9 protein-coding genes are annotated in these 12819 nt (G+C 68.9%); 8 read left to right on the top strand and 1 reads right to left on the bottom strand.

Annotated features, from left to right (window positions below):
- The first annotated feature begins 57 nt into the window (after positions 1-57).
- The 5 genes from ACFWUQ_RS02610 to ACFWUQ_RS02590 all read left to right on the top strand — a co-directional run bounded on the left by ACFWUQ_RS02610 (position 58) and on the right by ACFWUQ_RS02590 (position 7571).
- Positions 58-1113 (top strand): ferredoxin reductase, encoded by a 1056-nt coding sequence (locus tag ACFWUQ_RS02610; RefSeq protein WP_384531791.1) that lies wholly within the window; start codon positions 58-60, stop codon positions 1111-1113.
- 7 nt (positions 1114-1120) lie between these two features.
- On the top strand, positions 1121-2239 hold the full coding sequence (locus ACFWUQ_RS02605) for a fatty acid desaturase family protein (protein ID WP_384531790.1): 1119 nt from the start codon (positions 1121-1123) through the stop codon (positions 2237-2239).
- Between the two features lie 464 nt (positions 2240-2703).
- Positions 2704-3246 (top strand): hypothetical protein, encoded by a 543-nt coding sequence (locus ACFWUQ_RS02600; protein ID WP_384531788.1) that lies wholly within the window; start codon positions 2704-2706, stop codon positions 3244-3246.
- Positions 3247-3842: 596 nt separating this feature from the next.
- Complete coding sequence (locus ACFWUQ_RS02595) at positions 3843-5486, top strand: PKD domain-containing protein (protein WP_384531786.1); 1644 nt, start codon at positions 3843-3845, stop codon at positions 5484-5486.
- 477 nt (positions 5487-5963) lie between these two features.
- Complete coding sequence (locus tag ACFWUQ_RS02590; protein ID WP_384531785.1) at positions 5964-7571, top strand: FG-GAP-like repeat-containing protein; 1608 nt, start codon at positions 5964-5966, stop codon at positions 7569-7571.
- Between the two features lie 611 nt (positions 7572-8182).
- On the opposite strand, the gene ACFWUQ_RS02585 is transcribed toward ACFWUQ_RS02590, so the two are convergent.
- The gene (locus ACFWUQ_RS02585; RefSeq protein WP_384531783.1) at positions 8183-8851 is read right to left on the bottom strand and encodes a class I SAM-dependent methyltransferase; all 669 of its coding nucleotides are present in this window, start codon (positions 8849-8851) and stop codon (positions 8183-8185) included.
- Between the two features lie 61 nt (positions 8852-8912).
- Between ACFWUQ_RS02585 and ACFWUQ_RS02580 the strand changes: the two genes are divergently transcribed.
- The 3 genes from ACFWUQ_RS02580 (at position 8913) to ACFWUQ_RS02570 (ending at position 12818) form a co-directional block, all read left to right on the top strand.
- On the top strand, positions 8913-9551 hold the full coding sequence (locus ACFWUQ_RS02580) for a TetR/AcrR family transcriptional regulator (protein WP_384531782.1): 639 nt from the start codon (positions 8913-8915) through the stop codon (positions 9549-9551).
- Positions 9552-9826: 275 nt separating this feature from the next.
- Positions 9827-10375, top strand: coding sequence for a putative immunity protein (locus tag ACFWUQ_RS02575; protein ID WP_384531781.1), 549 nt, complete (start codon positions 9827-9829; stop codon positions 10373-10375).
- An 838-nt stretch (positions 10376-11213) separates the two neighbouring features.
- Positions 11214-12818 (top strand): right-handed parallel beta-helix repeat-containing protein, encoded by a 1605-nt coding sequence (locus tag ACFWUQ_RS02570; RefSeq protein ID WP_384531779.1) that lies wholly within the window; start codon positions 11214-11216, stop codon positions 12816-12818.
- Position 12819: the final 1 nt, after the last annotated feature.

Raw genomic sequence — 12819 nt, 5'->3', positions numbered from 1 at the left:
CCAGTTTCACATCCTGCGGACAGGACTTTACGCCCTGAGGCGCATCAGGCTGGAGTCATGACGAGTGCAGCCCTCCGCAGTAGGGCGTGGAAACTGCTGGAGATGGTCACGACGCCGGTGCTGCCGTCGGACTACCTCGACCTGGTCAGCCCGCTGCGTGCGGGCGCTGACCTGCGTGGGCGTATCGAGGCCGTGCACCCCGAGACCGCTGACGCCACGACCGTCGTGATCAGACCGGGACGGGGCTGGCGCGGCCACAGGGCCGGTCAGTACGTGCGGATCGGGGTCGACGTCGACGGCGTGCGCCTGTGGCGTGCCTACTCGGTCACCTCGCCGACGAACCGCCGGGACGGCCGCTTCACGATCACCGTGAAGGCGATCCCGGACGGCAAGGTCAGCAATTACCTGGTCCGCAGGGCGAAGCCGGGCACGCTGATCCAGCTCGACCAGGCGACCGGTGACTTCGTGCTGCCCGAGGCCAAGCCCGCCAAGGTGCTCTTCCTGACGGCCGGCAGCGGCATCACGCCGGTGATGGGGATGCTGCGCGACATCGAGTTCGACGACGCCGTCATGATCCACTCCGCGCCGCAGCCGCAGGACGTGATCTTCCGCGACGATCTGCACGCCCTGGTCACGGACGAGAAGCTGCGACTCACCGAGCTGCACACCGACACGGACGGCATGCTGGACATCGCCCGCCTCGACGAACTCGTACCCGACTGGGCCGAGCGCGAGACCTGGGCCTGCGGACCTGCGGGCCTGCTCGACGCGGCAGAAGAGCACTGGGCCGAGCACGGCGTCCTAGAGCGCCTGCACACCGAACGCTTCCGCCCCGGCATCGTCGTCGCCGGCGACGGTGGCGAGGTTACGTTCAGCACCACCGGCAAGACCGTCGACGCGGACGGCGCCACGCCGTTGCTGGACGTCGGCGAGGAAGCTGGCGTGCTCATGCCGTCCGGGTGCCGCATGGGCATCTGCTTCGGCTGCGTCACGCCGCTCAAGGCGGGCGCCGTCCGCGATCTGCGCACCGGTGAGATCACCGAAGCGGAACCGGGCGTCCTCATCCAGACCTGCGTGTCCGCCGCGGCGGGCCCCTGCGACATCGAACGGTAGGAGCACCTTGACCGCCATCGACCCCACCGCCCATCTGACCGCGGAGCAGATCGAGGAGCTCGGCCGCGAGCTGGACGCGATCCGCGATGAGGTGATCGCCGCCCGCGGCGAGAAGGACGCCGCCTACATCCGCAAGGTCATCGCCGCGCAGCGCAAGCTTGAGCTGGTCAGCAGGGGCGTACTGCTGTTCTCGATCTTCCCACCCGCGTGGCTGATCGGTACCGCCGGTCTGTCCGTGGCGAAGATCATGGACAACATGGAGATCGGCCACAACATCCTGCACGGCCAGTGGGACTGGATGCGGGACCCGAAGATCCACTCCACCACCTGGGACTGGGACCACGTGTCGCCGGCCGATCAGTGGAAGCACTCGCACAACGAGCTGCACCACACGTACACCAACGTGATCGGCAAGGACAACGACCTCGGCTACGGCATCATGCGCGTCGACGAGGACCAGAAGTGGCACCCGTTCCACCTCGGCCAGCCGCTGTGGAACTTCCTGAACGCCTGCTTCTTCGAGTACGGCATCGCAGCGTACGACCTGGAGCTCGGCAAGAACCTGCACAAGCGCCGCCGCAAGAACCCGGAGTTCCGCGCGCGGGCCAGGGCCGTGGGCCGCAAGATCCGCAAGCAGGTGCTCAAGGACTACGTGATCCACCCGCTGCTGTCGGGCCCGTCGTTCCTCCCCACGCTCGCCGCCACGTTCACCGCGAACCTGGTCCGCAACATCTGGACGCACTCGGTGATCATGTGCGGGCACTTTCCCGAGGGCGTGCAGGTCTTCGAGCGCCGGTCGATCAGAGGCGAAACGCGCGGCCAGTGGTACCTGCGCCAGATGATGGGCTCGGCGAACATCAGCGGCAGCAAGGCCATGCACTTCATGACCGGCAACCTGTCGCACCAGATCGAGCACCACCTGTTCCCTGACCTGCCGAGCAACCGGTACGCCGAGGTCGCGGTGAAGGTGCGCGCACTGTTCGAGAAGTACGAGCTGGAGTACGTCACCGGGCCGCTGCCCAAGCAGGTGTTCTCCGCGTGGCACAAGGTCTTCCGGCTCTCGCTGCCGAACAAGAAGCCCAGGGTCAAGACGCCGGACCGCGAGCAGGAGTTCGCCGCGGCCTGATTCCCGCTCTCCTCACGGCCTGCCCCACGACGGCCACAGCCGGCGGGCAGTTGACAGCCGACAGCTGTACGAACTTGCCCGTCCGGTCTGGGCGCCGTGCACAGTGTGCTCATGGATCGATTCATGGGTCAGGCCCGCCTCGAATGCTGGGCCAATCACGCGACGTGGGCCCGCCAGCAGAGCTGAATCACGGCACGCCACACCGACCTGGCCACCATCCCGCACGAGGGTCCGGCCCCGGGGTGCGCTCTCAAGACCGAGGACCGCGTGGTCCTGGCCGCCACCCACCGGGGCCTGGCCGAGCTCCTGGGCCGCACAGGACCTTCCGCCCCCCGCCCTGCCGGGCCGCGGCCGCGCCGCCGTCCGCGCGGAGAGCAAACGCAGTTCGCGCCGGCGTACGCCGGTGGCAGACTCTGCCTTGATCGCGGGCACAAGTCCGCGTACAGGAAGGGAAATACGCCGTCATGCGCAAGATGAAATGGGCGGCCGCGGCCACCGGTGCGGTGCTGCTGATCGCGGGGTGCGGCAGTAAGGGCGATTCGCCTCAGGGCCGAAACGGTGACACCCCATCGGCCGGCGGCTCCGCCCCGGCGACAGCGGGTTCCGGCAGCCTGGACGTCGAGGCGGTGAGGAAGGAGATAGACGCCGCCGCCACTACGGCCGGGTTCACCGCGAGGCAGCCCGCGGACAAGATCCCGCCGGGCCTCAAGTCCTGCACGGTCAGGTGGCAGGCGGACAGCGCGAAATCCACCGACTCCAGGAAGTCCTACGACGCCACGGTCGCCACGCTGGTCAAGGGGGGCTGGACGGAGAGAGGGCGAGCAGACGAAAGGCAGTCGGTCACCACGCGGATGGACAAGGGCGGCTGGAACATCCTGACGTGGCACCACCCCCAGGGCCGGGAGGACGGGACGGACTGGATCAGCTTCATCGCCAACGACACCGGGCCCGCGTGCGCGAAGCCCTTCCAGGAAGACCTGGCCGACAAAACAACGAATAAGCAGTAGTTCCGGTCGCGAACCCGCAGCGGGCCAAGGGTCGCGGGCGTGGGCCCGTGGCTCCTCGCGACTGCTGGCGATCAACACTTTCCACTTCACGTGCATGACCTTGAGCTGCGGCGGGTGCCCTGCCCGTCCCCCACGCCTTCCGTAGTAACCGAGGGACCGAGTGCGGCCATGCCTGCGGCCATCATGCGGTGTTCGTCTCCCAGGTACGTGACGCGGGCCAGCTCGCCGTTGCCGGCGACGGAGCCGTGGACGGCGACGCGGTCAAGGGCGCGGCCCGCAAAAGGGACCTCCAGGCGTCGGCGGCGCGCACGGCGTTGGGCAATCCCAGTAGCTCGAACCCTGGAGGGCTTCGAAGGACAGCCGGCCGGCTGCCGTGTCCTCGACGACGAGCTCGCCGTCGAGGACCAGGCCGTCGGGTAGCTGGGCAGGGGCCGCCACCGGTTCGGAGACGCCCGCGAGGCGGGGCGAGGCGGGGCCCGGCAGCTCGGAACGATGACGGCGGCCTTCGTCACTCCGGGTACTCTGATCGAGATTTGATCAGGTTCGTTTTGCACAACAACTAAAATGGGGGGCCGGTGCACAATCGCCGACTCATAATGACCGCTGCCCTCGTGGCGACGGGTCTCGTGTCCATTCCGAGCATGGCCTCGGCCGCCGGGGGGCCGGCCACACCGGCCGCGGCAGGCGAGAGCAAGACCGAGCGGGCTGCCGTCCAGACCTGGCACAGCCCGGCCGAGCGAACCGTCCGCACCGTGCAGAGCGAGTCCACGAGTGGGGCTGTCGCTGCGGAGGCGGCGAGGGTGGGCGAAGGCAACCCCAATCTCGCCATCAGCCTGGGAGGCGTCAGCTACTCCGCGCTCGGGCTCGAACTCAACACCAAGATCACCAGCGTGGATGTCGCGCTGGAGGTTGCCGTGGACTGGGGCGACGGCAAGACGGAGAAGCTGAGCGTCAAGGGTTCCGCCGAGCCGGTCTTCGCGCACAACTACGCCGAGGTCGGTGAGTATCAGGTGTCGGTGACGGTGACCGACGCCGTCAACGGCGTCGTTGCCGAGAACGGTTTCATGTACCTGACCCCGGGCTCCGACTTCACCCCGCACGCCCCGACCCGGCTGCTGGACACGCGAGACGGCACGGGGGTGAAGGCGGGCAAGGTCGCCGCCCGCGGCACGACCCGGGTGAAGATCGCCGAGAACGCCCAGATCCCCGCCGACGTCCGCGCGGTCGTCCTCAACGTCACCGTCACCAGCACCACCACAGACGGCCACGTCACCGTGTTCCCGGGCAAGGGCTCCACTCAGCCCATCACCTCGAACCTCAACTACACGGCCGGCCAGTCCGTCCCGAACCTGGTCATCGTGCCGGTCGGCACCGACGGTTACGTCGAGCTGTTCAACGGCGGCTGGGGCGCGGTAGACCTCATCGCCGACGTCACGGGCTACTTCACCCGGTCCTCGTCCAGCGGCTACACGCCCATGACCCCGGCCCGCTTCGTCGACACCCGGGCGGGCCTCGGCACAGCCAAGGGGCAGCTTGCCTCACGGAGCACGTTCTCCACACAGATCAGCGGCCTCAAGGGAGTTCCCGCGGGCGCCACGGCGGTCGCTCTGAACGTGACGGTCACCAACCCGAAGCAGGCCGGTCACCTGTCGGTCTACCCGGGCGGCAACCAGACCCCGACGGCATCCAACCTGAACTTCACCGCCGGGGAAACGGTGGCCAACGCAGTCATCGTGCCCGTGGGCCCCGACGGCAAGATCAGCGTCTTCAACGGAGCCTGGGCGGGCACGGACGTGGTGGTCGACGTCGTCGGACACTACGCCAAGGACGGCAAAGCTGCCTACCTGCCGTACGGGCCCCACCGAATGCTGGACACCCGCGACCCGGGCAGCTGGTGGCCCGGCGGGCGCCTGCCGGCCCGCGGGTACATCTCCCGGTGGGTCAACCCCGAAGCCAGGGGCGGCGAGGCTTACGTGCTCAACACCACCGTCACCAACACGACGGAGGCCGGCTTCCTCTCCGTCGCACCCAGCCCGTTCCCGTGGTTGGTCAACGACCAGCCCGGCGCGCCCGTGCCGCCTCGCCCGGATGCCTCAACGCTGAACTGGACGGCCGGCAAGACCGTCCCCAACCTCGTACAGGCGAACGGCGGTGAGCACGGCATCATCAACTTCTGGAACCAGGGCTGGAAAGACGCCGACCTGATCATCGACGTCTTCGGAGCCTACGAAACGTACTGATCCGCCGTCCCGCACTGGACGGATACCGCGCGGTACTGCACCATCGCCGCACCCGTGCGGCCCGTTCCCTGCGGCAGGGGCCTGCCCGGACATCTGCCGCAGGGAACCACGACCAACTACCGCGTGACGGCCCGGCGCCTGCTTGGCGCAACCGCTATCCGAGCAGGTAACCGCCACCCGGCCTTTGTCGGTGTCACCACACTCCGGATTCGGCACGCCGGACGGCACACATTTCAGCAGGTTTGGCTCGTGGTGCAGGAGGCCGTAGGGAGGCCTCGGCATCGGGCAGATCCACCTCGCAACTGTGCCTCATACTTCATCTTTTATCTGTTCGATCTTCGGAAAGTGGAAAACGTGAGAAGGAGAAGGACCCTCGGCGCGTGGATGGCCACGGGGCTGGCCGCGGCGGCCGGCCTGTTGGTCACCGTGTCCGTGGCGCCGGCTATATCGGCCGGGGCGCCGGAAGGAACCCCGCCGGTGCGTACGATCTCGTACAACGTGTGCGGGGCGTATGCGGCGAAGTGCCAGAGCGAGATGACGCCGGCGGCCTGGGCGGACGGTCTGCACGACCAGGTGGTCGACTGGGACGCCGATGTTGTCATGCTCCAGGAGATGTGCAAGGGCCAGTACGACAAGCTGCGTCAGACCCTGCCCGGGTACGCGGGCGTGTGGACCAGCACGCAGACCGCCGACGGCTGCGCAAAGTGGGGCGATGACGAGAGCTTCGGGCAGGCTCTTCTGATCAAGGCCCCGCAGAGCGAGGTCACCGGCATGTCGGCCGAGCTCACGCCGGTAGGTTTCACCGACGAGAAGCGCTCGGTGGTCTGCGCCAAGGCTTCGGTCGACGGGCGTGCCGTCCTCGCGTGCGGTACGCATCTGCGGCGTGACGACGCGACGCAGAACGACACCCCCCTGTTGCTGGAGCGGATCGAAGGCTGGGCGAACGGGCTGCCGGTGGTCCTGGCCGGGGACTTCAACGCCCGCCCCGACTACACGCACATGGACACCGTCTACGCGGGGCGGCCGGGAACGCTGTCTTTCGCCGAAGCCGACGGCACCGACCAGCAGTACTTCACCACCGCCTGCAAGACAGCCGCGGCGACGGAGTGCCGGACGGGCGCGCCGACTCTCGTCGACAACGAGACGGGTACGAAGTACGTCTCGAAATTCGACTTCACCTTCTTCACCCGCCAGGACTTCCGCGAGCTGCGCAGCGAGACGGTGGAGACCGGATTCACCAAGGTCAAGGACCACCTGCTGGTACGGTCTGCGGCGGCTTTCCAGGAACGCGCCCGGGTGGACGGGGACCTGACCGGAGACGGTATCCCCGACCTCTTGGCGGTCCAGGACGACGGATCGCTTCGGCTCTACCCCGGGCTCGGCAACGGTCGCTTCGGCGTACACCAGGTCATCGGCGCGAGCGGGTTCGCCGGAGCCGATGTCAGCCATCGCGGTGACTGGACCGGCGACGGCCGCGAAGACGTGATCGCCCGCATCGGTGCCGAGCTGTGGGTCTACCCCAACACCGGCTACGGTCGCCTCGGCGAGCGCATTCCCATGCGCGATCGCCACACGGGCTGGGCTCACGCCAACATCCTCGCTGTCGGTGACGTCGACGGGGACGGCCAGCCGGACCTCGTGGGACGCAGTGCCAACGGCCTGTACCTGCACCGCGGCACTGTCGGCACCAACCCGGCCCTGCCCCGCGACGCAGTCGTCCTGGGCGGCCCCGAATGGAAGCCCGCAGACCTGCCCGACATCCTCGCCCCGGGCGACGTGAACGCCGACGGCCGTGCGGACCTCTGGGCCCGCGCCACCGACGGGAAGATCCGCCAGTACCTGTCCAACGGCACCCAGACACTGCCCGCACCCACCGTCCTCGGTGTCGTGGACAAGGCTGTCCACCCGCTGGCCGGCACCGTCGGCGACGCCGACCGTGACGGCCGCGCCGACCTGCTCCTTACCACCGCACCGCAGGCCGGCAACACCGGCAACCTGACATTCCTCCCGGGCAATGGCACCGGTTTCGGTCCGGCGGTCACCATCGGCGAAGGTGGCTGGCGCTGGATCCAGTCCCTGCGCTAACCACCCATCGGAATCAGGCGTCCCGGCGTTCATCACGCTGGGGCGCCCTCCTCCTACTGCGCCGAGGGCCACGACCGGGCTGCGGCTACAGCCACGAACCGGCAGGCCCTGCCCGTGGCGGCTGCCTGCGGTCTCGCGGTACGGGGCGACCGGCTCCTGTTGTTCGGGGGCTTCGAGCCCGGTACGGACCACACGCGCAGGCGGCCGGTCCACCACTGCCGGCTGCGCGACGACGGTGCCGTGATCACCGGGCGGGCCGAGCTGTGCTGGCCGAACGGCGATCCGGTGCGCCGCTACACGCGCCCCGTCGGCCGCGGCCCCCATCTCTACCTGCGCGCAATCCCCGGTCGATGCGGATGTGGTATTCGCTGAGCGTGCCCGACTGAGGCCGTAGGCCCTGGTGGGGAACGTTTTCGCGGTTGTCGTCACTGCACTCGCCGGTCTCGGTGTGACCGTTGAGCTGGACGAGCGGGAGTTCCTCGCCGCGATGGAACGTAGAGCCCTTGATGGCGGCCGTGCCGGCCGCCATCAAGGCCGCCGTTCCGCGGAGCGGTCCGCCCAAATCCGCAGCCCGGCCCGGCGCGGCACCCGGGCGGCTGTATGCCGGGTTGCTAGGCGCCGCGGCGCAGCGTGAACCAGGAGGTCGGCATCGGGTTGGTGCCCGGGGTGACGTCGAGTAGTTCCCAGGCGGGGAACCTGGCGCGGAGCTCGTCGGCTGTGACACCCGCGGCCCACGACGTGAGCTCGGTGTTCGGGCTGCCGAGCGGCTCGGGACCGTACCCGAACATCAGCAACCGGGCTCCGGGAGCGGCGCGGTGGGTGAGGCCGGCGGCGTAGGCGTCGCGGCGGTGCAGCGGGATGCCGCAGTAGCAGCTCAGGTCGAAGAACAGGTCGAAGGGGCCCGGTACGTCCAGCTCGTCGAGTCGGGTGGCGTCTCCGTGCAGCAGGCGTACCGCCGCTCCTGTCTCCGCGGCCTTCGCCTTGGCCTGGTCGACGGCGCGGTCGATCAGGTCGACGGCCGCCACCTGCCAGCCGTGCTGTGCGAGGTAGATGGCGTTGGTCCCTGTGCCGCAGCCGAGTTCGAGAGCGCGGCCGGGCGGCAGCGCGCCGTGCCCTTCTACGAGGGCGACCAGTTCGGGCGGCGTCACGCCGGTGTCCCACGGTGCCTTGCCGGCGCGGTAGTAGCCCTCCAGTGCTCGGTGGACGGACTCCTCCTCCGGGTCTCGCCGGCTTGAGGCCGGGTCCCGTTCCTGGTTCTGGGTGGCGCTGGAGTGGTCCATCGTCTCCTCCAAAAAATTAGAGTTCAACTCTAGTGGCACACTCTAGAGATAGACTCGTGACATGGACACTGTCAAGCGGCCGGACAAGCGAGCCGAGCGCTCACGCCGCACGCGTGAGAAGGTCATCGAGGCGGCTCGCGAGCTGTTCGTCGCGCAGGGGTACGGGGCGACGAGCCTGCAGGAGGTCGCTGACCGGGCGGGCGTGGCCGTCCAGACGGTCTACTTCGTCTTCCGCAACAAGCGCACGTTGTTCAAGGACGTCGTCGACACGTCCATCGCCGGGGACACCGAGCCGGTCGCGACCATGGATCGCGAGTGGTTTCGCGCCGCGTGCGCCGAGCCCACCGCGGCCGGCCAGCTGCGCGCGCACGTCCACGGCACCCGCGAAATCCTCGGCCGGGTCGCCCCGATCATGCCGCTGATCGCGGCCGCCGCGGCCACCGACCCCGAGATCGCCGCGCAGTGGCCGGACGGACCCGACCCGCGTTACACCGTGCAGTACACCGCGGCCGAAGCCCTGGTCCGCAAGCCCGACATCCGTCCTGGCCTCTCCGTCGAGAGGGCGGCGGACCTGTTGTTCGGCCTGCTCAGCCCGCAGCTCTATCTGGTCTTCGTCCGCGACCGCGACTGGTCACCGGACACGTGGGAGGAATGGGCCCGCACCGCCCTGACCTCCCAACTCTGCGCGGACCCGGGATAGGAAAACGTCTCGTCCCGGGGTAGGTGCCCCCACCGATGGAAGGAGCGGTGCGCGATGCACCGCACTCCCCCACCCGCTTGTGCGCACGGCAAGTACGTACGGTGACGGTGCAGGTTGCGGCGGGACAGGGCCCGTCTGCATACGCGCACCGCCAGCAGGTGCTCGGGGTCGCTGTGCGGTGGCGAGCGTGGTCAAGCCGTCTCGCGCGCCAGGGAGTCAAGCTGCTCGCTTGGTCTGCTGTGAAGGCGATCGGCGTCGTCGTTGAAACTGGGTTCATGACAGGTGAAGCGAGCGAGATCGTTCTGAGCAAGCAGGACCTTCGTGCGGTAACCGCGTTCGCCGCGGCGTGCGCGGAGGCCGCGCTCAAGATATTCGAGGCCGATCAGCCGGATGACTCCCGGCCCCGAGACGCGGTCGGGGCCGCGTGGGCATTCGCTCGGGGCGGTGAGCGCGGGAAGGCTCTGCGCGACACGGCGTCGGCAGCCCTCAAGGCGGCCAAGAGCGCGGACACTGCGGCTGCGCGCGATGCGGCGTGGGCAGCGATGTCCGCGGCAGGAGCTGCCTATCTGCATCCGCTGGCCAAGGCCACCCAGGTCAAGCACATCCTCGGAGCCGGCGCTTACGCGGCCAGAGCGGCGGAACTCGTCGCCGGTGACGATCGAAGCGTTGGGGCCGAACACATTGAGCGAGCGGTGCATCGCGCGACTCCGGTCGTCGTTGACGTGCTCAAACGTTTCCCGGCAGCACCGGATGGGGGCGGACGGGTCGGTGAGTTGATCCGCGTTCTGGATGCCGAGCTTCGTTCGCTCGCCCTCATGGAGTGAGCGGGGAGGGCGACAGTCACGGACAGAGCCTCCTGTGGCCAATACGGGAGCACGCAGAAGTGTGAAGCCGTGGTGCGAGGGCTTGTTGTTCGTCCCTTGTTGTTCGCCAAAAGGCCGCCGGGTCTGAGGGCCGTGGTGGAGTTGTCCGTGGAAGCGGTTGAGCAGGTGACGCCGTCGGCGAAGCGGGTCCGGTCGTCCCCGGTCTCGGTGAGGACGCGGGCTGCGAGCTGGGGTCCGAGGTCGTGTCGCTGTCGGCGTGCTGGTGGTGGAAGGTGGCTTCGGTGGCCGCGACGAGGCGCACTGTGGCAGCACGGCAGGGACGCTCGGCGGCCACAGCCGCAGGCGCAGCGGCAGCAGTACCGCGCATCGTGGAGGGACCGGGCCGGCCCAGGCCGCGTACCGCGAGGGGAGCCTCACGCTTCGCAGGCGTATCGCCGTGGCATCCCCTCGACGACCGGGGCCGCGCCCCTTCCCCCTGACATGCCTGCCAGCAGGGGGGAATGAGCACGCAAGGGATACCTGCCGCGGTGGGCTCGGGGATGCGGTGCTTCCCGCTCCCACAGCGGTGCGGCGCGGTGTCCTGATGTGCCATCAGAACGTTTACATGCAGTACGGGGTTGTGTTCGATTTTCGGGTCTGCAACTGTCACTCGGGCAACTCGTCTACCCCGCAACGGACTTCAACGGGCGACTGCGGAACGCGGGCATCTCGTCGAGCCCTGCGCCCTGACCCGGCGCGGTGGCCGCTGCCTCGTTCGCTCTCGGAACCCAGTCCGTGTCCCCTCGTGCACCGCCTTCTGGCCGCCCCCGCGCCGGACGATCTCGGAGACCACGCAACAATGAAACGCAAGCGCATCCCCACCGCGGCCGCAGCCCTGCTCGCGGCGTCCGTCCCCCTCGGCCTCGTCACCCTGGCAGCCGGTACCGCCGGCGCCGCGGGCCGCACCTACTTCGTGAGCCCCAGCGGCAACGACAGCAACGCGGGAACCTCGACTGCCGCCCCCTTCCGTACGATCCAGAAGGCGGCGGACAGCACAGAACCCGGCGACACCGTCTCGATCATGAACGGCACGTACTCGGAGCGCTCCGCCGGGTCGAACGTGCTGACCGTCAACCGCTCCGGCCGCCCCGGCGCGCCCATCACGTTCACCGCACACCCGGGCCACCACCCGGTGATCCACCCGATCAAGGCGTGGAACGGCATCAGCGTCCACGGCTCGTCCCACATCGTCATCAAGAATCTGGAGATCAAGGGCAACAACGCCGCCCTGACCCTGGCCGGCGCCGAAGCCGGGTCGAAGGAGGGCGATCCCACCTTCAACACCAACTGCCTGGCCGTGGAGCGGAACAGGTCCACGGGCGTCGCGTCGCATCACATCGAGGTGACCGGAAACGAGGTGCACCATTGCGCCGGCGGCGGCATATCGGCGATCGGCTCCGACCACGTGACCATCTCCGGCAATCACGTGTACTCGAACTCCTGGTACACGGTCTACGGGACCAGCGGCATCTCCATCCTCACCCCCCGCGACGTCGATGGCGCGGACCCGCGCACGTACAAGATCCGTATCACCGGCAACCGGGTCCACGACAACGAGACCAAGATCAAGTGGGAGAAGTGCCGCTGCTACTCCGACGGCAACGGCATCATCATCGACACCCTCAAGGGGGACGGCGACCATCCCGCATACGGCGGCCGCGTGCTGGTCGCCGACAACCTCTCCTACGACAACGGCGGTTCGGGCATCCATTCCTACCGGAGCCAGCACGTCGACATCGTCAACAACACGGCCTACCTGAACGGCCGCAGCACGCGCATGAAGAGCTACGCCAACATCTTCGCCCACGACAGCACCGATGTCCGGCTCCTCAACAACATCGCGTACGGACGCCCCGGGCAGGCGACGAACAGCAAGTCCCGTAACACCGACGTCACCTATGACTTCAACCTCTACTTCGGCAGCGATGCCCCCGAGGCCAAGGGGCCCAACGACATCGTCGCCGACCCGAAGCTGGCCCGCCCCGGCACGGCCGCCGACGCGGACTTCCACCTGACCAAGGGCTCCCCCGCCATCGACTCGGGCACCGCCTTCGCAGCCGTCGACCAGGGCAAGGGCGTCGGCACCGGCGCCCCCGACCGCGGCGCGTACAGCTTCGGGGCCGACGCCGCCCCCGGTGGCGGGAAGGCGTCCGCCTCCCCCGGGGGCGGGCAGAGCAGCACCGCCCCCGCCTCGGGTGAGCAGCAGCCCAGTACGGCCCCCGCGGGCACGGCGGCCCCGGACAGTTCCGGTGGCTCCAGTGACGCCGGTCCGCAGGCGAACGGGGAGAGCGGTCCCCTCGCGCAGACGGGCGGCTCCCGTCCGGGGCTCCAGTTCGGTATCGCGGCGGCAGTGCTCGTCCTCGGCGGCGGCCTCCTCCTCGTCGCCCGGCGCAAGCGCTCCTGAG

The organism is Streptomyces sp. NPDC058662, assembly GCF_042716255.1.
Taxonomy (GTDB): Bacteria; Actinomycetota; Actinomycetes; order Streptomycetales; family Streptomycetaceae; genus Streptomyces.
This window is presented reverse-complemented; position numbering and strand designations above follow the sequence as displayed.